A 20,074-nucleotide genomic window follows, 5' to 3' on the forward strand; every position below is an offset into this window, starting at 1 on the left:
TCGCCATGTCACTCACGAATGCCGGAGCGATCGCCAATCAATCGCTCGGAACGATCGCCGCGCAAATAAATGTCGTGTCACGCAACATAGCCGGAGTGAATGTCTCCGGCTATGCGACCAAGACCGCTCTGGTTTCCACGACCTCCAATGGCGGCGTGCAGATCGATGGCGTCGCGCGCGCCACCAACGCCGCTCTCGTTCAAAACTCTCTGCAGGCGACGGCGACGCAGGCCTCGGCCGCGGCGTTGTCTTCCGGCTTCGATCAGATCGATCAAGCGCTCGGGCTCTCCTCCGGCACGGCGTCCGACACAACCACGAATCGGTCTCCGGCGTCTCTGCTCTCGGCGCTGAAGAGCGCATTGCAGAGCTATAGCGCCTCGCCCTCGAGCACGACCGTCGCGCAAAACGTGCTCTCGAGCGCCAAGGCGGTGGCGCAGGCGCTCAACACTGCGGATTCGACCGTGCAGCAATTGCGCACGCAGGCCGACGGCGAGATCGCGTCCTCAGTGGCCAATATCAACTCGATCCTGTCGCAGTTTCAGCAGGTCAACGCCGACGTCGTCGCAGGCACGCAAGCCGGGCGAGACGTCTCTTCCGCGCTCGACCAGCGCGAATCTCTTCTCAAGTCGCTGTCGTCCGAAATCGGCGTCACCACGGTCACGCGCGCCAATAATGATATGGTGATCTACGCTGACGGCGGCGCGACGCTCTTCGAGACGACGGCGCGATCGGTGACGTTTCAGCCGACCGGCGCCTACACGGCCTCGACGACTGGCAATGCTGTCTATGTCGATGGCGTGCCTGTGACGGGCGCATCCGCGTCGATGGCGATTCAATCCGGCAAGCTGCAAGGCCTCACGCAGCTTCGCGACGTCGTCGCGCCGCAATATCAAAGCCAGGTCGACGAAACTGCGCGCGGGCTGATCGCCGCTTTCGCAGAGAGCGATCAATCTGGATTCGGAACCACGGCGCCGGGGCTGTTCACCTACTCTGGCGCGACGTCCGTGCCGAGCGCGAGCGTCGTGCCGGGCCTCGCGGGCCAGATCATCGTCAATCCGAATGCCGATCCGAGCCAGGGCGGCAATCTCGACAGGCTGCGCGACGGCGGCATTTCCGATCCGACCAACGCCGCCTATCTCTACAACACCACCGGCGCCGCGGGCTACACGGATCGCATAAATCAGCTCGTCGCATCCTTCTCGACAACGCAGAGCTTCGATCCTTCCTCTGGTCTCGGCTCCAGCCTGTCTCTCCAGGATTATGCGACCTCCTCCCTCGGATGGTTCGAGGCGCAGCGCCAGCAGGCGAAGGACACCGAATCCTATCAGTCGACGCTGCTGTCGCAGACGACCGACGCGCTCTCCAATGCGACCGGCGTCAATCTCGACGAGCAAATGTCGAAAATGCTCGATCTGGAAAATTCCTATCAAGCGTCGGCGAAGCTCATCTCGGCGATAGACGCCATGTATACCGCGCTCTTTCAGGCGGTCTGACGAACGGACGGACAAATGGTCTCGATCACTTCGACCCAATCGCTCACCAACGCGTTGCGACGGTCCGTTCTCGACGTTCAGACGCAGCTCTCGAAGACTCAATCGGAAGTCTCGACTGGACGCCTCGCGGATATCGGCCTTGGTCTCGGCTCGGCGATACAGCAGGACTATTCCTACGGCTTTCACGCCGATGACCTCGCGGCCCTGACCGCGAGCAATAATGTGATCACGACGCGCCTCAGCGCGACGGATACGGCCCTCGGCTCGATCGCCAGCACTGCCCAGAGTTTTTTGCAGACGCTGGTGAGCGCGCAATCTGGCGCCGGCAGCGATCCCGGCGCCATAAAGGGCTATGCGGAGACTGGCCTGAAGTCGCTGATCTCCGCGCTCGACACCAGCGTCGACGGCGTGCAGATATTCGGCGGCGTCAACACCGGCGTCGCGCCGCTCGCGGATTATTTCTCCACTCCGACGTCCACCGCCAAGCAGTCCGTCGATCAGGCCTTCTTCGGCGCCTTCGGAATCGCGCAGGGAGACTCTGGGGCGAGCGCGATCACCGATCAGCAGATGCAGACCTTTCTCTCGGGGTCATTCGCCGATCTGTTCTCTTCGTCGGGATGGAGCAGCAATTGGTCGAGCGCGACGAATGAGACGGCGACGAACAGAATCTCCTTGTCGCAGACATCGGAGACCTCTGTGTCCGCCAACGCGACAGCTCTGCGCCAGCTCGCTCAGGCCTATACTATGGTCGCCGATCTCGGCGTCGATTCTCTGAGCAGCTCCGCATATCAACAGATTCTCAAGACTGCATCGGCGACAATGTCCGACGCTATCTCTGGGTTGACCAGCCTGCGAGCGACAGTCGGCGTGATGCAGAAGGGAGTCTCGGATGCGAACGACTCGCTTTCTGCGCAACGCGACATGATCACGACGCAGATCGGCTCTCTCGAAAACGTCGACCCATATGAGGCGTCGACGCGGCTGAACAATCTGACCACTCAGCTCGAGACGTCGTACACGTTGACCGGAAAGATTCAGCAGCTCACGCTGTCGAAATATATCTGAGCGCACGAATGACCCGAAGAGAACCGCATGTATCGTAATGTCTATGCTCAGACGGTCGAAGACTCCCCCGCCGTGGCGCGTGGCCGAGAGCGCGCCCTGCTCGAGCGGGCGATCCGGCTGCTCGCGGTCGCCAAGGTCAAAGGTGTGCGGAGCAGCGAGTCTTTCGAGGCGACAGCGAACATGCGCCGCATCTGGACCGTGTTCATCGAGGATCTCGGCAGCGATGGAAACGCGCTTCCCGAGGCTTTGCGCGCATCGCTCATCTCGATCGGCCTATGGATTCTTCGCGAGCTCGAGGCGATCGACTGCGGCAGGTCGGACAATTTCGACGGCGTCATCGAAATCAATCAGATGATCGCCGATGGGCTGAGCTGAGGGCGGCATGAATATTTCGTTACGGCGGGGCGAAAAGCTCTATCTCAACGGCGCAGTGATTCGCGCCGACCGAAAAGTCTGCATCGAGCTGCTCAATGACGTGACCTTCCTGCTCGAAAATCATGTCATGCAGGCGAAGGATGCGACCTCGCCATTGCGACAGCTCTACTTCGTCGTGCAGCTGATGCTGATGTCGCCGAACGACACTGCGGCGGCGTTAGACATGTGCCGCAGCATGCTCGCTTCGCTCACCGCCGCTTTTCCCGATCCGCGAATCCTCAACGGGCTGGCGCTCGCCGCGAAATATGTGGAGGACAAGCGCATGTTCGACGCGTTGAAGACGATCCGCACGCTGTTCCCATTCGAGTCCGAGATATTGGCGCCGAGCGCGGCGCAGGACAGCGGCAAAGCAGCCTGAGGAGGGCGATACAGTGACTGTGACCTCGACGACCTCCGTCACCAATGCGACCGCGACGTCGAGCACGAGCTCGAGCTCGTCGTCGTCTTCTAGCAGCTCGACGCAGACGCTGGGCTACGATCAGTTTCTCACTCTTCTCGTCACAGAGATGAAGTATCAGGATCCCACCAAGCCGATGGATCCGACCGAGACGGTTTCTCAGCTCGCGTCGTTTTCGTCGGTCGAGCAGGCGGTCAAGACAAACACGACGCTGACCTCGATCTTGAACTCCAATCTGCTCACGCAGGCCAGCTCTTTCATCGGCAAGACAGTGTCGTCTTCCGACGGCTCCACCTCGGGCGTCGTCTCCTCGGTGTCGACATCGAGCTCTGGCGTAACTGCGACGCTGACCGATGGTTCGACCATTTCGCTCGGGTCGGGCGTCACGGTGAGCGGATGAACGAGGCCGACGCGCTCGAAATCATGCAGCGCGCTATCTTCACCGTGCTCATCGTCTCAAGCCCGGTCGTCGGCGCCGCAATGGCGGTCGGCATCGTGATCGCGCTGCTTCAGGCCCTCACGCAGGTCCAGGAAATGACCTTGACCTTCGTGCCGAAGATCATCGTGATCTTCGTTGCGCTCGGTCTCTCCGCGCCATTCGTCGGCGCGCAGATTCAAGCGTTCACCGATTATGCGTATTCGCGTATCGAGAAGGGATTCTGAAGGCGGCAGCGCCCGCGACGTCGCGGGGCGCCGCTAGGAGCGAAACATGACCGACGTCGCATTGGCAGGGGGCGCATCCGAGGGACGCGCGAAGGACGTCGGATTCGCTCTGGCGATCATCTTCATCCTCTGCATTTTCTTCCTGCCGATCCCGCCATTCCTCATCGACATCGGTCTCGCATTCTCCATTGCGCTCGCCGTGCTGATATTGATGGTGTCGCTCTGGATCCAGAAGCCGCTCGAATTCTCCGCCTTTCCGACGATTCTCCTCGTCGCGACGATATTGCGTCTCTCGCTCAACATAGCGACGACCCGCCTCATTCTCGGACATGGCGCGGAGGGAACCGCGGCGGCAGGATATATCATCGCCGGCTTTTCCAAATTGGTGATGAGCGGCGACTTCGTTATCGGCCTGACGGTCTTTGCTATCATCGTAACGGTTAATTTTTTGGTTATCACCAAGGGCGCGACTCGTATTGCCGAGGTCGGCGCGCGTTTCACGCTCGATTCGATTCCCGGCAAGCAAATGGCGATCGACGCCGATCTTTCGGCGGGGCTGATCGACGAGAAGCAAGCGCAGCTGCGGCGCCGTGAGCTGGAAGAGGAGAGCTCCTTCTTCGGCTCCATGGATGGCGCGTCGAAATTCGTGCGCGGCGACGCGATCGCTGGCCTGGTCATTCTCGCGGTCAATATTTTCGGCGGCATCGTCATCGGCGTCACGCGTCACGGCATGCCTTTGTCGAACGCCGCCGATGTGTTCACCAAGCTTTCGGTCGGCGAAGGTCTCGTCTCGCAAATCCCGGCGCTCATCGTCTCGCTGGCGGCAGGTCTGCTCGTGTCCAAGGGCGGCACGCGCGGATCGACCGAGCAGAACATCGTTCGTCAGCTCGGCAATTATCCGAAGGCGCTCTATGTCGCCTCGTCGCTGCTGTTCGTGCTCGCGATGATGCCGGGGCTTCCGCTCACACCCTTCATGATGCTCGGCGGCGCGATGGCGTTCGTCGCCTATTCCATGCCGAAGCAGGCGGCGAAGCTCCGCGCCAGCGAGCAGGCGAAGAAGGCCGAGGACGATAGGCGCGCGCAGGCGGAGGCGAAGGATTCTATCCGCGAATATTTGAAGACGCCCGGGGTCGAGCTCTGTCTCGGCAAGCAGCTGTCCGCCCGCCTGCTGATGTCGCAGGACGAGCTCGCGCATCGCGTCGGCAAGATGCGTCGCAATTTTGCTCGCCAATACGGATTCGTGATTCCCGAGATCAAGCTCACCGATGATCTCGCGCTGAAGCAGAAGAGCTATCAGATCAAGATTCATGGGACCGTCGTTACCACGCAGGAATTGCAGCTCGGCCAGCATCTCATCATCGTCGGGCAGGGACGCCAGCCGGATTTGCCGGGCGATGAGACCGTCGATCCCGCGTTCGGTCTCAAATCCTTCTGGATCCCCGATGCGCTCGTCGCCGAGGCGCGTCGCGAAGGGTTCGAGCCTGTCGATCCGATCTCGGTGCTGCTGACGCATCTTTCGGAAGTGCTGCGCAACAATCTCTCGCAGCTCTTGTCCTATCGTGACGCGCGCATGCTGCTCGATCGTCTCGAGCCGGAATACCGCAAGCTGATCGAGGAGATGGTGCCCAATCTCATCTCGAACTCCGGCCTGCATTCCGTGCTCAAGCTGCTGCTCGCAGAACGTGTCTCGATCCGCAATCTCGATCTAATTCTCGAGGCGGTCAGCGAGGTGGTTCCCTATGCACGGCGCGCAGAGCCGATCGTCGAGCATGTGCGTACGCGCCTCGCGCCGCAGATTTGCGGCGAGATAGCGGTGAATGGCACGCTCGGCGTGCTGCGTCTCGGCGCGCGTTGGGATCTGTTCTTCCATGAGAGCCTGCGGCGTGACGCCAAAGGCGAGATCGTGGAGTTCAACGCCGATCCGTCGCTCATCGAGCAATTCGGCCAGGAGGCGGGGGTTGCAATTCGCGAACGTATAGAGCGCGGAGACATATTCGCGGTGGTGACGACGCCGGAAGCGCGGCCTTATGTGAAGATGATCGTCGGCCGTCTCTTTTCGGCGCTTCCTATTCTATCGCATCTCGAGATCGCGCGCGGCGTCGAGATCAAATCGCTCGGGACGATTTCGTGACGGGGCTGACGAGCGTCGTCACGACGCTCTTCGTGCTGTTCTGCAGGATCGGCGGCTGCATCGTGACGATACCGGGCTTCGCGAGCCAAAGGGTGCCTGTGCGCGCGAGGCTGTTCATCGCGATCGGCTTGACGGTCGCATTGGCGCCCGCGCTCGCCGACGTCGTCACGCCTGTGGTGGCGAACGCCACGCCGGGCGGCGTTCTCTTCGTCGTCCTCGGGGAGCTCGTCATCGGCGTGCTGATCGGTTCGATGGCGAGGCTCTTCTTCTTCGCGCTGGAGACGATGACGACGGCGGCCGCGATGACGACCGGGCTCGGAAATATTTTGGGAGCGGCGATCGAGGAAAGCGAGACGCTGCCGGCGATGAGCTCCTTCATCATGCTCGGCGCCACGACGCTGATTTTTGTGATGGATCAGCATTGGGAGATGATACGTGGCCTCTTCGCCTCCTATTCCGCTATTCCCGTGAGGGACGGAATGCCGGCGGATGGCTTGTTGCGGGAATATTCGAATGTGCTGTCGCAGTCGTTTTTGCTCGCGCTGCGCATCAGCAGTCCGTTTCTTTTGTTCGGCTTCATCGTCAATCTGGCCTTCGGCTTTCTCAATCGCATGACGCCGTCGGTGCCTGTTTATTTCGTTTCGACGCCGCTGCTGATCGGGCTCGGCATCTATTGGTTCTATGTGATGGCGGATGATTTCTTCACGGCTTTCGCCTCAGCGTTCGGCGCTTGGCTCTTGTCGGGATAATGGCGATGAATTGGAAAAATCAGCGGCGGATTCTCGCAGTTCATGAGCAATTGCATCGCATAGAGGTGGGACGCCTGTCTCGGCTCGAGCGCAGGGCGCGCGAGCTGAAGGAAGAAGAGACGCGGATCGTCGAATGCCTCGACGGCAATCGCAATTTGATCACCCTCTTTCCAGAAGTGGTGCTGCAAAGGCTGAAGGCCAATATTCGTCAGCAGCAGGAGCTTCGCACGGAGGTCGATCGGCAGACGAATGTGACCTTGGAGCAGGCCACGCGCGTCAAGCAGGCGGAGCGGCTCGTCGCCGACGCCGAAATGGAGCGCGACAAAGCGATGGAGCTCGAGGCGTTGCGCGAGGTGATCGAGCATTACGCGACGCCGCGCGACTTCAGCGCGCCGTAAGTCTGCGCGTGTAGAAAAGTCGTAGTCGAAGGATTGGAGACCGATGTCGATTTTTCCCGCTACCGATCTCGTCACGGAAGTCGCCAGAGCCGCAGATCCTGCTCGTCGCAATGCCGCAGTCACGCGCCTCAGCGACGTCTCTAACGCCACGCCGAGCAATGTCGATGGGTTCGCGGCCATTGTCGCGGACAATGGCAAGGCGTCGAAATCGGTCGAGCCGTTCGTCGCTGCGCCGATGGTTCGGGATGAGACAGCGGCGGCGACGCGGGCGACGATTCGGCCTGGCGAGGCGACGCAGAAGTTCGAGGCCTTCGTTATTCAGTCGTCGCTGGAGGCGATGCTGCCGAAATCGGAAAACGGCTATTTCGGTCATGGGACCGCGGGCGATGTATGGCGCTCGATGATCGCCGAGCAGATCGGCGATCAGATCGCGAAGGCGGGCGGTCTCGGGCTGCGCAAGCTGCTCGATCACAATTTGGCTTCGAGCGGCGAGCGCACAAAGACATCATGAGGCCGCCGACTCTCTCGGCGACTGTGATTGGACTCGGTTCGAATGGATATGGGACATGGCTGCGCATCGATATAGCGATGAGAGAATGAGTGGAGCGCCGTTGCGGAGCGATCATGCTCAGGAGGCGCGGCGTGCGGCGTTCGTCGGCTGCGTCGATCGATTGACGCGGTTGATCGAGCGCGAGACCGAAGCATTACGATCACGCGCCAATGTCGACTTCGAGGATTTCAACGCACGCAAGACGCACGCGCTGCTGGAGTTTTCGCGCGCCTCGAGAGCCTATGCGGCGCCTCGTTCGCCGGCGATCGAAGCCAAGATCGAGCTGCTGCGCGAAACGCTCGTCGAAAATGGAAAGCTGCTGGAACGGCGCCTTCGCGCGATGCGGGAAATCGCCGGAATCATGATCTGCACGATCGAGCTGGCGGAATCCGACGGAACCTATTCCACGAGAGCGTCGGTGGAACGCTGATTTTGGAGCCCCATCGATGATGCGCATGGTTTTGATCGGGATATGGGCCTGCGTGGTGACGCTCGGCTCGACTTTCGGCGCGTCCTATTGGAAGTCGCATCGCGGCGCGCCGGGCGAGGCCGCGCGGCATGCGGAAAAGCTCGAGGTGAAGAAGGTCAAGCCGATCACCGTTCCGATCATTTCGGAAGGGACGCTCAAGGGCTATGTTTCGGCGGAGTTCGCTTATGTCGTCGAGGCGTCGAACAAGGGCGGGCACGGCGGCGGCGGCGCGTCGGTCGACGCCGACAGCTATGTGATGGACGAGGCGTTTCGTCGGCTCTATGCGGACAATAATCTCGATTTTCGGCGAATTGAAAAATACGATCTCAATTCGCTGACGAAGGAGCTCACCAAGAGCATCAATCAGCGGCTCGGCGGCGAGCTCGTGCGCGAGACATTGGTCAAGAGCTTCGCTTTTGTCCCGAAAGACGACATCCCGCACTGAAAAAAAAGGCCGGCCGGCGAAACGCCGGCCTGCGCCTTTTTTCTCTCATTTATCGAAGCTTGCAACGCTGTTTCAGCCGACCATCATATAGCCGAGGAAGCGTTGCGAATCGATCGGGTCATAGCCGAGGCGCGCGCGCAGCTTCTTGCGCAGCTTGCTCACATGGCTCTCGACGACATTCTCCTCGACCACATCGTCGAAGAGACCATAGACCGCGTTGAAGATTTGCGACTTGGTCAGACGGCGACCGCGATTCATCACGAAATATTCGAGAATCCTGCGCTCGCGCCGCGGCAGGTTGAAGGGCTCTCCGCGCACCAGCGGATCGCGCCCGTCGAAGAACACCTGCATAGGCCCGACCACCGCATGGTCGCGACGCGTCTCGGCGCGGCGGCGAATGGCGTAGACGCGCGCGAGAATCTCTTTCACGTGAATCGGCTTGCGCACGACATCGTCGACGCCGGCCGTGAACAGGCCGAGCGTCTGCTCGAGCGACGGCGCCTCGTTCATCGCGATGACGGGCGCCTGAGATCGTTTGCGAATGAGCTTCGGCAGCTCCTCGCGCTCCGGGCACTCCCCGATCAGAAAGGCCTCCACCGCGAGCATGTCGGTCTCGACCGCGGAGTCGACCCAATCGATGAACTGCCCGGAACAGAACCCCGCCGAGGAGATTCCCTCCTGGCCGAAGTGGCGCGCATACCCACTCGTCACCAGTTCACGCTCATCGACGATTATGAACATTGCCGTCCCCTTGACATCTGTCTCGCCCTGGCAATCTGCGCGAATCATTATATGGACTACTTAGCCGCATCGATTCCGCGGCGTCAACGAAATAGTAACCATATAAAGTAATGCTTTCTTAATCAGCCTTGCGCGCCGCGCCCGCGGCGTGGCGCGACGCGTGCAAGCCACACGCAAGGCGGATCGGTCAGCCTGATGTCTGTCGAAGATAGGCGTCGAGCCAGATCCCGGGCCAGATCCAATGTCAAATTTGCGAAAGGCGCTCCCGCTCGTCGCCGCGGCGGCGTTCGTCTCATGCGCCTTTGCTGTCGGGGCGGAGCAGAAGAAGGCGGAGCCTGTCGCCAAGGAGGAGCCGCCGCGGACGCGAGAGGCGCGCGCCGCGCCGCCGCCCCCCGACGCGCGGCAATATTGCTCGGACATAGCGGCCGCGGCCGGCGCCGCTCGCAATGCGCGGCAGGAGAAGGAGCTGCTCGACATAGAGCAGCGAATCGCCAAGCGCACCGCCGAGCTCGAAGCCAAGCGCGCGGAGCTGCAGGATGTGCTCGACCGCTACGACACGCTGCTGAAGCAGACGGACGAGCGGCTGGTCTCTATCTATGGACGCATGCGGCCGGAAGCCGCCGCCGCGCAATTCGCGAATATGGAGGAGGACATGGCGGCGGCCATGCTCATGCGGCTGCAGCCCAAGCAGTCCAGCGCGATTCTCAATGAGATGGAGGCCTCCCGCGCCGTCGTGCTGACCAAGAAGGTGGCCGCTCTGTCGAGCCTCGTCGGCGGCGGGAAGAAGCAATGAAGCGTCTCGCCATAGCGATCGGCTCGGCGCTGGCGCTCGCTGGATGCGCCGCAGACCCGCGCGACATCGGGCGCGAGCCGCATATGAGTCCCGTGGGCAGCGGATTTTCCGCCTATGACGATCAGCTGCCGACCGGCTCGGTGCGCCCGCCGGCCCTCGGGCCGCAGATGCGGCTCGACGAGAACAGGGTCAATCTCTATCGCGACGTTCGCGCGATGACGGTCGGCGATGTCGTCACCGTCAACATTTCTATGGACGACAAGGCGGTGCTCGGTAATTCGACCGATCGCTCGCGCGACTCCAAGGTCAAGACGACCTGGTCCTTCCTGTTCGATTTCCTCGCCGGCGCGTCATCGGCTCCGCCGGAACGCAAATGGACCGGCACGGTCAATAATGATTTGCAGTCGAGCAGCTCGACGCAGGGGCAGGGGTCGATCAATCGCTCGGAGCAGATAAGGCTTTCGATCGCCGCCGTCGTCACCGCGGTTCTGCCCAACGGCAATCTCATGCTGCGCGGATCGCAGGAGATCCGCGTGAATTACGAGCTGCGCGTGCTGACCATCGCCGGCATCGCGCGGCCGCGCGACATCGGCAAGGACAATATGATCTCCTACGACAAAATCGCCGAGGCGCGCGTCTCCTATGGCGGGCGTGGGCGATTGACGGAGGTGCAGCAGCCCGCATGGGGCCAGCAGGCCTACGACATATTCGCGCCGTTCTGAGACAGGAAGGGGAAGGATCGTGGCCGCGCCGCCTGGCATAACCACCGCCGCCGAAACGCATTCGTCTTCCTCCGGCCAGCTGGCGCTCGCGCTCATCGTCGCGACGGTTCTCGGCGCCGGAGGCGGGGGCTTCCTCGGCTTCACGCTGACCGGCGATCCATCCACGGCCGCCAAGCCTGGCGAGCCCGTCCCGGCCGAGAGCGCGGCGCCGAAAAAAAGCGCGGAGCCTGCGGATAAGGGACATGGCGCGCAAGGTCATGGCGGACATGGCGCCGCTGCGCCTGCCGAAGGCGCGAAGGATGCGCCGCAGGCGAAGATGAAGCTCAAGGAGCTCACGCCGATCGTCACCAATCTGGCCTCGCCGGAGACCGGATGGGTGCGTCTGCAGGCGTCGATCGTCTACGACTCCCAAGCCGTGCCGCAGCCGGACATATTGATCTCGCAAGTGACGGCGGACATCGTCGCCTTTCTGCGGACGATGACGCTCGCCTCGCTCGAAGGCTCGGACGGACTGCGGCGCCTGCACGAAGATCTGACCGATCGGGCGGCGACACGGTCCGAAGGACATATTCAGGAGGTCATCATTCAAGCCCTGGTCGTTCAATGAAGCGCGCCGCCGCGATCCTTCTTCTCTTCCTCCTCGCGCCGACCGCCGCTCTGGCGCAGGGGTTCGATCTCAATGCTCTGCTGCCTGCAGGAGGCGGCGCGGCCAGCGGCAGGATCGTGCAGATCCTCGTTCTGCTGACGGTGCTCTCCATCGCGCCCGGCCTGCTCATCATGGTGACGAGCTTCACCCGCTTCGCCATCGCGCTGTCTTTTTTGCGCAGCGGCTTGGGGCTGCAGAGCACGCCGGCCAATCTCGTGCTCATCAGCCTCGCGCTGTTCATGACCTTCTATGTGATGGCGCCGACTTTCGACACGGCCTGGAAGGACGGGCTGAAGCCATTGATGGACAATAAGATCACCGAGGTGGAGGCGTTCGAGAAAATCTCGCAGCCATTCCGCAAGTTCATGATCGCCAATGTGCGCGACAAGGACATCAAGCTGTTCGAGAATTTGACCAAGGACAAAGGGACGACCGGAGACTATGAGAAGATCGGTCTCCAGGTTCTCGCGCCCGCCTTCATGATCTCCGAGCTTCGCCGCGGCTTCGAGATCGGCTTTCTCATCGTGCTGCCCTTTCTCGTCATCGACATGGTGGTCGCGGTGATCACAATGTCGATGGGCATGATGATGCTGCCCCCGACGGCCATCTCCTTGCCGATCAAAGTGCTGTTCTTCATTCTCATCGACGGGTGGAATCTCCTCGTCGGCAGCCTCATCCGCTCCTATGGCTGAGGCGCGCCCCAGGGAGCGCCGGCCGCGCAGCGCGGCTCCAAATCCCTGTTAGCCCTTCATTAATCGCATTCTCCGCGTTTTGTGGCGATCCTCCTCCCTGCGTGTAATATCCGATTGTCGAGCGCCGCCGTGCGAAACCGCGGGCGCGCCGTCGACAGAGTTCTTCGGATAGGGCCGGGCGCCCAAGGCATGATGCCGCTTCCGTCGAGCCGGTGAATTTCCGGGATGTCGCGTTCACCTCATCCAAGGATCGACGAGTCATGTCCAGCATTTTGACCAACGCCTCCGCCATCACCGCTCTGCAGTCGCTGCGCACGGTCCAGTCCTCTCTCGCCTCGACCCAGAAAGAGATTTCGACGGGCCTGAAAATCTCGTCGGCGGCCGACAACGCCTCCACCTGGTCGATCGCCGAAACGATGAAGTCCGACCAGGGCGTCCTCTCGACGATCAGCGACTCGCTGTCGGTCAGCTCCTCGGTGCTCAACGTCGCCAATGTGGCGGTGACCAACGCCATTTCGGTCATCAACAACATCAAATCCGCGGTGGCGCAGGCTTCCCAGCCGGGCGCGGATCTGGCGAAGATCGGCACGAGCCTCACGGGCCTCAGCGATCAGCTCAAGAGCATCGTGACCTCCGCGAATTTCAACGGCTTGAATCTGCTCGACGGCTCGCGGAGCAACTTCAACTCCATCGCTTCCTACAGCGACGGAAACGGCGGCACGGCCTCTTCGCTGAACACCATCAATCTCACCGCGACCGCGCTGATCGGCGGCGGCGGCACTTCTCCCGCGGTCGCGGCCGGCAGCGGCATATTGGAGGCGGCTCAGGCCACCGGCGCGACCTCGGCGACGGACTTCACCAACCTGTCGCAGACCAACGTTTCCTCCTCCTCGAACATCGCCGACACTCTGTCGAACGCCGACAAGTCGATCGCGGATTTGACGAAATACGCCGCGCAGATCGGCGCCGCGCAGACGAGCGTGACCGGTCAGGCCGCCTTCATCAAGACACTGAACGACGGTCTGACGCAGGGCGTCAGCTCTCTGGTCGACGCCGACATGAACCAAGCTTCGACCCGCTTGCAGGCTCTGCAGACGCAGCAGCAGCTCGGCGTTCAGTCGCTGTCGATCGCCAATCAGAACAGCCAGATCATCCTGCGCCTGTTCCAGTAATACGCCGCCTTCCTCCTTATCTCCGGCTGGAAGCCGCGCCCTTCGGGGCGCGGCTTTTTTTGTCTCGCGCCAGCGTCGGCGCTTTTGCCCGCTTAGACCTTTGTTAAGGTTATCTAGTTAGGTTAACCACCGTGCAGGCTGTGCTGTAACCGTCGAGACCGCAACGGTTTCGACGGGTCGTCGAGTGGATTGGCTCCCGCGATGTGGCGCTCCGCCGATGACTGCTTCGGATAGGGCTCCCGAGCCCAAAGGCATGATGCCGTTTCCGTCGAGCCGGTGAAATTCCGGGATGCCATTCGTCACTAGTTTCACCCCAAAAGGGATCGATGAGTCATGTCCAGCATTCTCACTAACCCCTCGGCTATCACGGCACTTCAGTCGTTGCGTGCGACGCAGCAGGCGCTTGCGAACACGCAGAAGGAAGTTTCGACGGGTCTGAAGATTTCGAGCGCCACCGACAACGCCTCCACCTGGTCGATCGCCGAGACGATGAAGTCCGATCAGGGCGTGCTGTCGACGATCGGCGATTCGATGACGGTGAGCTCATCGCTTCTCAATATCGCCCAGACCGCCGTCACCAATGCGATCTCGGTGCTGAACAACATCAAGTCGGCGGTCGCGCAGGCGGCGCAGCCCGGCGCCGATACGGCGAAGATCGGCACGAGCCTGACCGGCCTCAGCAATCAGCTGAAGAGCATTGTCGCCTCGGCGAGCTTCAACGGCCTCAACATTCTCGACGGCTCGCAGTCTTCCTTCGCCTTCATCGCTTCTTACACGGATGGCGGCGGCTCGACCGCTTCGGCGCTCAACACGATCAATCTCACGGCGACCGCGCTGATCGGCGGCGGCGGCGCTTCGCCTGCGGTCGCGGCCGGCTCGGGCATTTTGGAAGCCGCGCAGGGAACCGGCGCGACCGCCGCGACCGATTTCACCAATCTGTCCGCGACGGATGTCGCTTCGAGCTCGGTCATCACCGATTCGCTGACCAACGCCGACAAGGCGATCTCCGATCTCACCAAATATGCCGCGCAGATCGGCGCGACGCAGACGACGGTCACGGGCCAGGCCGCCTTCGTCAAGACCTTGAACGAGGCGCTCACCAATGGCGTCAGCTCGCTGGTCGACGCCGATATGAACGAGGCCTCGACGCGCCTGCAGGCTCTGCAGACCCAGCAGCAGCTCGGCGTGCAGTCCCTGTCGATCGCCAATCAGAACAGCCAGATCATCCTCAAGCTGTTCCAGTGACGATTTCGAGGATCCGAGGAAGGGTCTCGCCGCAGACGGCGAGACCCTTCCTCCTCTGAGCCGAGACGATCGGCAAAGTTCGCGCAAGCCACCGACGGCACATTGGGACATCGCATCGCGTCAACCCGATGAAACGCCCCCGATGGATCGCCTTATTCAGCTGCGAGACAATCTGCTCGGACTTGGTCCCCGCAAGCTCGCCGCCCTCGCCATGATCTTTGTCCTCGTCCTGGCGGTGACCGGGGTCGGGGCCTATTATCTATCACGTCCGAATTTCGAGGTGCTCTACGCCGGCCTCGATCGAGAGGATGTGAGCCGCATCGGCGCCGCCTTGAAATCGAGTGGAATTCCATTCGATATCAACCCGGAAGGCAACGCCGTCTCGGTCCATTACGGCCAGACCGCTCAAGCGCGCATGATGCTCGCCGAGCGAGGCCTGCCTCAGAGCGCCAACGCCGGCTACGAGCTGTTCGACAAGGTCGGCTCGCTCGGCCTCACCTCCTTCATGCAGGAGGTGACGCGCATACGCGCGTTGGAAGGCGAGCTCGCGCGAACGATTCAGCTGATTCGTGGCGTGAAGGCGGCGCGCGTGCATATCGTGCTCGCCGACGAGGGCTCGTTCCGCCGCGCCAAGCAGCCGCCCTCCGCCTCCGTCGTCATTCGCACGGAGAGTCCCGACGACTCCAAAGCCGCGCATGCGATCCGGCATCTCGTCGCCGCCTCCATTCCCGGCATGACGGTCGATCAGGTCACGGTGCTCAACACCGACGGCATGCTGCTCACCACCTCCGAAGGCGATGAGAGCGACGCCGTGCCGGGCAAGACGCTCACCCTCGAGCGCACTGTCGCCAAGGATATTCAAGACAATATCCGTCGCACACTCACGCCCTATCTGCGCTTGTCGAATTTCCAGGTGAGCGTGCGAACGCGCATCAACACCGATCGCAAGCAGACCAATGAGACGATCTTCGATCCCGAGTCGCGGGTTGAGAGATCGGTGCGCGTCGTCAAGGAGAATTCGACGTCGCAGAACAACAGCACCACCGGCTCCGCCGGCGCGGATCGCAACATCCCGCAGGACAATAAGCAGGCCGCATCCGAGGGCAAGCAGTCCAACGACGAGAACAAGAAGAATGAGGAGCTCACCAATTTCGAGCTCTCGTCCAAGACGATCACCACGGTCAGCGGCGGCTACACGGTCGAGAACATCTCTATCGCCGTGCTGGTCAATCGCGCCAGCCTCGGCGGCCCCGGCAAGGATGCGCCGAAGCCGGAAGCCGTCGAGCGGCAGATCAAGGAGATCGAGCAATTGGTCTCGACGGCCGCCGGCCTGCATAAGGAGCGTGGCGACACGGTAAAAGTCTCGGCCGTCGAGTTCATGCCGAATGAGAACGACATGGGGCCGGTCGAGGCGCCCGGCTGGGCCGACGCGCTCACCCATCAGCTCGGCTCCGTCATCAATGCGCTGGCGCTGATCGCCGTCACTGTGATGCTCGTCATCTTCGGCTTGCGTCCCGCGACGCGCGCGCTGCTCGCGGAAACGCCGAGCGTGGCGCTCGCCGAAAACGACTCGCCCATGCTCGATCTCGATGGCGGCATAGAGCTACCCTTCACGCCGCTCGAGGCGCCAGAGTTCACAATGGCGGCGGCGGTCGATACGGGACTGATCGAGGATATCGCCGATCAGGAGACATTCACCCAGCAGAAGCGGCTCGAGCGGCTGATCGAGGCCGATGAGATGCAGGCGGTCGCAATTCTGAAGCAATGGATGTATGCGGAAGGTCGCGTTTGATGGCGCGCTCGGTCGCCTTCTATCTCCCTTGCTTCGACGAGCCGCCGAAAATTCTCGCGCCCGAGCCGCCGCCGCTCGCGCCCGAATTCGACGAGCCCGAGCCGGCGATCGACATTCCAGAGCCCGAGCCGGAGGACATCCGACCCGTTCTCACCGATGAGCTGCGCGAGCAATTGCTCGCCGAGGGACGCGCCGCCGCCAAGGCCGAATGCGACGAGACGATCGCGCGCGAGCGCGCCGTCGTCGCGCAGCGGTTGGAGGAGGAGCGGCGCCGCTGGTCGCGCGAGGAAGGCGAGCGGCTCGGTCGTGAATTTCGCGACTCGCTCGGCCGCTACTCCGCGCGCATCGGCGAAGATGTCGAGCGCATTCTCGAGCCATTCGTGGTGCGCGAGATCAGAGAGAAGATGCTCGTCGCTCTCATGGACACTTTGCGCATCCTCATCGCCGATCGCGAAAATCCGGTGATTCACCTCAGCGGGCCGGTGGATCTGCTCGAGGCGATCTGCGCCAAGCTGAATGGCGAGGACATCTCCACCAAGATAGAGGAAGTCGGCGGGGTCGACGTGCGCGCGCGTCTCGACGCCACGACGATCGAGACACGGCTCGGCGAATGGATGGCGCAGCTGCGCGAAGGGGATGACGCCGCATGAGCGACCACGAAGAAAGCGAGATCATCTTCATCCGCAAGAAGCATGGCGATGAGGAGGAGGGGCATCACGGCGGCGTCTGGAAGCTCGCCTTCGCCGACTTCATGACGGCTATGATGGCCTTCTTCCTGGTGATGTGGCTCATCAATTCCACATCGAAGGAGACCAAGGCGGCGATCGTTCAATATTTCAATCCTGTTCAGCTCATCGACTCGAATCCCGCGCATAAGGGGCTGCGTGATCCGGCCGAAGCGGGGCAGGGCAAGAGCCAGCAATCCAGCACCGCGCCGGACAAGGGCGCGCCGGCTTCGGCGCCGCCGGCTTCTGCGGAGAAGGAGAGCCCGCAGCACGAAGCCGCGCTCCTCTATGATCCGATGTCGACTCTCGACGAGATCGACAAAAAGTCGGCGCAACCCTCGTCCTTCGGCGATCCCTTCGATCGCAGCGCCCATGGCGTCGGCTATGTGGACGAGCGTATCGAGGACAGCGGCTCGCCCGACAAATCGACGACGGCCGAGCCGTTGGAAGGTCCGCGCGCGAAGCCTGCGCCGTCGACGCCGCAGAGCAAGTCTCCGGCACAGCCTCCGCGCGGAGTGGCTTCGGCGCCTGCCGAAGACAAGAAGGGCGAGGCTTCGGCCGCGAGCGTGAAGGCCGCGGTGGAGAAGGTCGTCAAAGCGGAGCTCGCGGCTCTGCGCGCCGCGCCGCATGTCGAGGTTGCGGAGACATCCGAGGGATTGCTCATCAGCCTGACCGATGACGTCAATTTCTCGATGTTCGCCGTGGGCTCCGTCGAGCCGCGGCCGCAGGCGGTTCGCATCATCGGCCAAATCGGCCAGCTTCTCGCCAAGCAGAGCGGCGAGATCGAGCTGCGCGGACACACGGACGGGCGATCGTACAAATCGGCCACTTATGACAATTGGCGCCTCTCGTCCGATCGCGCCAACATGGCCTATTACATGCTCGTGCGGGGCGGGTTTCCCGAGAAGCGCGTGGTGAAAATCGCCGGCTATGCCGATCGCCGGCCGAAGACTCCCAAAGAGCCGCTCGCGGCGGTCAATCGCCGCATCGAAATTTTGCTGCGCAGGAGCGAGCGTTGAAGATAACCGTGCGCGCCGTCATTCTCGCTGCCGGGCTGGTCTTTGGTCCGACCTGTTGCGCCGGCGCCGGCGAGCTCACCGAGCAGGTGCGCGCGCTCAACACTCTGCAAGGCTCGATGGTGCAGGGCGCCGCTGGCGCGAGAGGCGCCATTCCCGCGCAGATCGAGCGCATAGAGCAGGTCGTCGCGTCGCTCGAGGCGGATGATTGGAAGCAAAAGAGCAATTCCGTCGCCGCAGCGATCTTTCTGTTCTGCGGCGGACCCTCGCGCTCGATCCGAAAGATTCTCGACGCGCATCTCATCCCCGATGCGGACGCGCCACTCGTCGCCGGCGCTGTCGCCTATGCGGAAGGACGCAATGAAGAGGCAGCGAAGCTGCTGACCCCGATCGATGCGCGCGCGCAGACGGACACGCTCGCCGCGCATCTCGCCTTGATCCAAGGCGGGCTGCTGATCGGCTCCGATAAAGCGAAGGCGCGCGAGCTGTTCGATCTCGCGCGTCTGCTGATGCCGAGCTCTCTCGTCGAGGAGGCCGCGCTGCGACGCGAGATGTCGATCGTCGATGTGATGCAGGATTCCACCAAATTTCTCGTGCTCGGCCGTCGCTATGGCGCGCAATACGCCAAATCGCCCTTCTCGCGTAATTATTGGGACGAAATGCGCGCTGCGACGCTGCGCGTGTCGGCCAATGGCGATAATTCGCGCTTGAGCGAATTTCGCGGTCTGCTGAAAAGCGCTTCGCCAGGATTGCGCTTCGAGACTCATATGGGAGTCGCGCGGCAAGCGATTTTGAGTGGCCGGGTCGCTCTCGCGACCACCGAGACGCAATATGCGGGTCCGCTCGCCGACACGCCTGCGGCGCGCGCGCGCGTGGAGCTGTATCGCGCCGCGATCGCCGGGCTCGCCGGCGAGTTCGAGACGGCGGAAGCGGAGTTTCAGAAAATCGACCCGAGAATTCTCCCTTCGGCCGATGTCGAGGTTCGCAATATCGTGACCGCTGCGATCAGCCGTCTTCAGGGCGTCACGGACGGCGTCTCTTCCGCTGCGGCGACGCCGCCGGCGCAAGAGGAGCCGCGTCCCGATTCGATGGTCGAGCGCACGGCGCAGCAGGCTTTGAGCGACGCCGACGCGCTATTGCAGCGGGCGACACGCAGATGACGCTCGACGCTCTCTTTCCCAATCTTCACGCCACGCGTGTTTTTGGCCGATCGGCCGATGCGGCTTCGTCCGGGCAGCGCGAGTCCGAGGCGACGGACGCAGATCAATTCGCTTCGCTGCTCTCCGATCTCGACGATCGAAGCGCCGCTTCCTCGCGCGTCCCCGTCTCGGAAGCGACGACAGATCATAGGACGGCTGACGCCGCGGAAGCTCCGGCCACCGAGGCGACGAGCAATGCGCCGGCGCCGATGCAGACTTTCGTCGCGATCCCGGCCTTCGACATGAGCTGGCGACCCGCCGCCGATGCGCAATCGGCCTCGTCGCCGGCCGGCGCCGTCTCCACCGACGATGCGTCGGCGCCGACGCGCGACGAAGCGAGCGCGTCGCAAGCCGAACGCAGTGCGAACGAGATTCCGCGCTCGCTCTCGGCTCCCGCGATTTCGCCGCGACCACGTACGATCGGGTCCGACAAGGCCATCGCGGCGAGCGCTGGTTCCGACGCGCCGACGGAGGCTTCGACCTCCGATCCGGCGCCCTCGTCGCCGCAGCCGGACAAAAGCGATCAGGCCGCAGAG

Annotated in this window: 23 protein-coding genes; 22 read left to right on the forward strand and 1 reads right to left on the reverse strand. The window is 62.5% G+C overall.

The window, feature by feature from the left end; genetic code table 11:
* Positions 1-5: 5 nt before the first annotated feature.
* The 12 genes from flgK (at position 6) to METLW4_RS0102165 (ending at position 8,795) form a co-directional block, all read left to right on the forward strand.
* Complete coding sequence (gene flgK, locus METLW4_RS0102110) at positions 6-1,493, forward strand: flagellar hook-associated protein FlgK (RefSeq protein WP_018264553.1); 1,488 nt, start codon at positions 6-8, stop codon at positions 1,491-1,493.
* A gap of 15 nt (positions 1,494-1,508) precedes the next feature.
* Positions 1,509-2,558, forward strand: a complete 1,050-nt coding sequence (locus METLW4_RS0102115) for a flagellar hook-associated family protein (protein ID WP_018264554.1) — start codon at positions 1,509-1,511, stop codon at positions 2,556-2,558.
* Between the two features lie 27 nt (positions 2,559-2,585).
* Positions 2,586-2,933 carry a flagellar biosynthesis regulator FlaF gene (gene flaF / locus METLW4_RS0102120; protein WP_018264555.1) on the forward strand — a complete coding sequence of 116 codons (348 nt, stop codon included), beginning with the start codon at positions 2,586-2,588 and terminating at the stop codon, positions 2,931-2,933.
* Positions 2,934-2,940: 7 nt separating this feature from the next.
* Positions 2,941-3,351, forward strand: coding sequence for a flagellar biosynthesis repressor FlbT (gene flbT, locus METLW4_RS0102125; RefSeq protein WP_018264556.1), 411 nt, complete (start codon positions 2,941-2,943; stop codon positions 3,349-3,351).
* A 13-nt stretch (positions 3,352-3,364) separates the two neighbouring features.
* Positions 3,365-3,790: a flagellar hook assembly protein FlgD gene (flgD, locus tag METLW4_RS0102130; RefSeq protein ID WP_026191181.1), complete on the forward strand. Its 426-nt coding sequence runs from the start codon at positions 3,365-3,367 to the stop codon at positions 3,788-3,790.
* On the forward strand, positions 3,787-4,053 hold the full coding sequence (fliQ, locus tag METLW4_RS0102135) for a flagellar biosynthesis protein FliQ (RefSeq protein WP_018264558.1): 267 nt from the start codon (positions 3,787-3,789) through the stop codon (positions 4,051-4,053). The genes flgD and fliQ overlap by 4 nt, the downstream gene beginning before the upstream one ends.
* A gap of 46 nt (positions 4,054-4,099) precedes the next feature.
* Positions 4,100-6,184: a flagellar biosynthesis protein FlhA gene (gene flhA, locus METLW4_RS0102140; protein WP_018264559.1), complete on the forward strand. Its 2,085-nt coding sequence runs from the start codon at positions 4,100-4,102 to the stop codon at positions 6,182-6,184.
* Entirely contained in the window at positions 6,181-6,933 is a 753-nt protein-coding gene (locus tag METLW4_RS0102145) for a flagellar biosynthetic protein FliR (RefSeq protein ID WP_018264560.1), read from the forward strand. Before flhA ends, METLW4_RS0102145 begins: the two co-directional genes overlap by 4 nt.
* A 5-nt stretch (positions 6,934-6,938) precedes the next feature.
* Positions 6,939-7,331 (forward strand): hypothetical protein, encoded by a 393-nt coding sequence (locus METLW4_RS0102150; protein WP_157234790.1) that lies wholly within the window; start codon positions 6,939-6,941, stop codon positions 7,329-7,331.
* 43 nt (positions 7,332-7,374) lie between these two features.
* A complete protein-coding gene (locus METLW4_RS0102155) occupies positions 7,375-7,842 on the forward strand; it encodes a rod-binding protein (RefSeq protein ID WP_018264562.1) in 468 nt (155 codons plus the stop codon).
* A gap of 85 nt (positions 7,843-7,927) precedes the next feature.
* A complete protein-coding gene (locus tag METLW4_RS0102160; protein ID WP_026191182.1) occupies positions 7,928-8,311 on the forward strand; it encodes a hypothetical protein in 384 nt (127 codons plus the stop codon).
* A gap of 16 nt (positions 8,312-8,327) precedes the next feature.
* Entirely contained in the window at positions 8,328-8,795 is a 468-nt protein-coding gene (locus METLW4_RS0102165; RefSeq protein WP_026191183.1) for a hypothetical protein, read from the forward strand.
* Positions 8,796-8,867: 72 nt separating this feature from the next.
* On the opposite strand, the gene METLW4_RS0102170 is transcribed toward METLW4_RS0102165, so the two are convergent.
* Positions 8,868-9,536 carry a response regulator transcription factor gene (locus METLW4_RS0102170; RefSeq protein WP_024879095.1) on the reverse strand — a complete coding sequence of 223 codons (669 nt, stop codon included), beginning with the start codon at positions 9,534-9,536 and terminating at the stop codon, positions 8,868-8,870.
* Between the two features lie 241 nt (positions 9,537-9,777).
* Here METLW4_RS0102170 and METLW4_RS23670 point away from each other — a divergent pair, with 241 nt between their 5' ends.
* From METLW4_RS23670 to METLW4_RS0102220, 10 genes are all read left to right on the forward strand, one after another.
* Entirely contained in the window at positions 9,778-10,329 is a 552-nt protein-coding gene (locus METLW4_RS23670) for a MotE family protein (RefSeq protein WP_018264566.1), read from the forward strand.
* Positions 10,326-11,051, forward strand: a complete 726-nt coding sequence (locus tag METLW4_RS0102180; RefSeq protein WP_018264567.1) for a flagellar basal body L-ring protein FlgH — start codon at positions 10,326-10,328, stop codon at positions 11,049-11,051. Before METLW4_RS23670 ends, METLW4_RS0102180 begins: the two co-directional genes overlap by 4 nt.
* A 19-nt stretch (positions 11,052-11,070) precedes the next feature.
* Positions 11,071-11,658 (forward strand): flagellar basal body-associated FliL family protein, encoded by a 588-nt coding sequence (locus METLW4_RS0102185; protein WP_018264568.1) that lies wholly within the window; start codon positions 11,071-11,073, stop codon positions 11,656-11,658.
* A complete protein-coding gene (gene fliP / locus METLW4_RS0102190) occupies positions 11,655-12,389 on the forward strand; it encodes a flagellar type III secretion system pore protein FliP (RefSeq protein WP_018264569.1) in 735 nt (244 codons plus the stop codon). The genes METLW4_RS0102185 and fliP overlap by 4 nt, the downstream gene beginning before the upstream one ends.
* Before the next feature lie 260 nt (positions 12,390-12,649).
* Complete coding sequence (locus tag METLW4_RS0102195) at positions 12,650-13,561, forward strand: flagellin N-terminal helical domain-containing protein (RefSeq protein ID WP_018264570.1); 912 nt, start codon at positions 12,650-12,652, stop codon at positions 13,559-13,561.
* Between the two features lie 333 nt (positions 13,562-13,894).
* Positions 13,895-14,806, forward strand: a complete 912-nt coding sequence (locus tag METLW4_RS0102200; RefSeq protein WP_026191184.1) for a flagellin N-terminal helical domain-containing protein — start codon at positions 13,895-13,897, stop codon at positions 14,804-14,806.
* A 142-nt stretch (positions 14,807-14,948) separates the two neighbouring features.
* The gene (gene fliF, locus METLW4_RS0102205) at positions 14,949-16,598 is read left to right on the forward strand and encodes a flagellar basal-body MS-ring/collar protein FliF (RefSeq protein WP_018264572.1); all 1,650 of its coding nucleotides are present in this window, start codon (positions 14,949-14,951) and stop codon (positions 16,596-16,598) included.
* On the forward strand, positions 16,598-17,248 hold the full coding sequence (locus METLW4_RS0102210; protein WP_018264573.1) for a hypothetical protein: 651 nt from the start codon (positions 16,598-16,600) through the stop codon (positions 17,246-17,248). The genes fliF and METLW4_RS0102210 overlap by 1 nt, the downstream gene beginning before the upstream one ends.
* Positions 17,245-18,342, forward strand: a complete 1,098-nt coding sequence (locus METLW4_RS0102215; RefSeq protein ID WP_018264574.1) for a flagellar motor protein MotB — start codon at positions 17,245-17,247, stop codon at positions 18,340-18,342. The genes METLW4_RS0102210 and METLW4_RS0102215 overlap by 4 nt, the downstream gene beginning before the upstream one ends.
* Positions 18,339-19,499 carry a hypothetical protein gene (locus tag METLW4_RS0102220; protein WP_018264575.1) on the forward strand — a complete coding sequence of 387 codons (1,161 nt, stop codon included), beginning with the start codon at positions 18,339-18,341 and terminating at the stop codon, positions 19,497-19,499. The genes METLW4_RS0102215 and METLW4_RS0102220 overlap by 4 nt, the downstream gene beginning before the upstream one ends.
* Positions 19,500-20,074: the final 575 nt, after the last annotated feature.

The organism is Methylosinus sp. LW4 (assembly GCF_000379125.1).
Lineage (GTDB): Bacteria > Pseudomonadota > Alphaproteobacteria > Rhizobiales > Beijerinckiaceae > Methylosinus.

Excerpts from the sequence above, each read along its gene's own strand:
- flaF (WP_018264555.1), top strand. The coding sequence starts at position 2,586 with ATGTATCGTAATGTCTATGCTCAGACGGTCGAAGACTCCCCCGCCGTG.
- flhA (WP_018264559.1), top strand. The coding sequence starts at position 4,100 with ATGACCGACGTCGCATTGGCAGGGGGCGCATCCGAGGGACGCGCGAAG.
- METLW4_RS0102115 (WP_018264554.1), top strand. The coding sequence starts at position 1,509 with ATGGTCTCGATCACTTCGACCCAATCGCTCACCAACGCGTTGCGACGG.
- METLW4_RS0102170 (WP_024879095.1), bottom strand. The coding sequence starts at position 9,536 with ATGTTCATAATCGTCGATGAGCGTGAACTGGTGACGAGTGGGTATGCG.
- METLW4_RS0102215 (WP_018264574.1), top strand. The coding sequence starts at position 17,245 with ATGAGCGACCACGAAGAAAGCGAGATCATCTTCATCCGCAAGAAGCAT.
- flbT (WP_018264556.1), top strand. The coding sequence starts at position 2,941 with ATGAATATTTCGTTACGGCGGGGCGAAAAGCTCTATCTCAACGGCGCA.
- METLW4_RS0102195 (WP_018264570.1), top strand. The coding sequence starts at position 12,650 with ATGTCCAGCATTTTGACCAACGCCTCCGCCATCACCGCTCTGCAGTCG.
- METLW4_RS0102180 (WP_018264567.1), top strand. The coding sequence starts at position 10,326 with ATGAAGCGTCTCGCCATAGCGATCGGCTCGGCGCTGGCGCTCGCTGGA.
- fliQ (WP_018264558.1), top strand. The coding sequence starts at position 3,787 with ATGAACGAGGCCGACGCGCTCGAAATCATGCAGCGCGCTATCTTCACC.
- METLW4_RS23670 (WP_018264566.1), top strand. The coding sequence starts at position 9,778 with ATGTCAAATTTGCGAAAGGCGCTCCCGCTCGTCGCCGCGGCGGCGTTC.
- METLW4_RS0102150 (WP_157234790.1), top strand. The coding sequence starts at position 6,939 with ATGAATTGGAAAAATCAGCGGCGGATTCTCGCAGTTCATGAGCAATTG.
- METLW4_RS0102155 (WP_018264562.1), top strand. The coding sequence starts at position 7,375 with ATGTCGATTTTTCCCGCTACCGATCTCGTCACGGAAGTCGCCAGAGCC.
- METLW4_RS0102210 (WP_018264573.1), top strand. The coding sequence starts at position 16,598 with ATGGCGCGCTCGGTCGCCTTCTATCTCCCTTGCTTCGACGAGCCGCCG.
- METLW4_RS0102160 (WP_026191182.1), top strand. The coding sequence starts at position 7,928 with ATGAGTGGAGCGCCGTTGCGGAGCGATCATGCTCAGGAGGCGCGGCGT.
- METLW4_RS0102165 (WP_026191183.1), top strand. The coding sequence starts at position 8,328 with ATGATGCGCATGGTTTTGATCGGGATATGGGCCTGCGTGGTGACGCTC.
- METLW4_RS0102200 (WP_026191184.1), top strand. The coding sequence starts at position 13,895 with ATGTCCAGCATTCTCACTAACCCCTCGGCTATCACGGCACTTCAGTCG.
- flgK (WP_018264553.1), top strand. The coding sequence starts at position 6 with ATGTCACTCACGAATGCCGGAGCGATCGCCAATCAATCGCTCGGAACG.
- fliF (WP_018264572.1), top strand. The coding sequence starts at position 14,949 with ATGGATCGCCTTATTCAGCTGCGAGACAATCTGCTCGGACTTGGTCCC.
- fliP (WP_018264569.1), top strand. The coding sequence starts at position 11,655 with ATGAAGCGCGCCGCCGCGATCCTTCTTCTCTTCCTCCTCGCGCCGACC.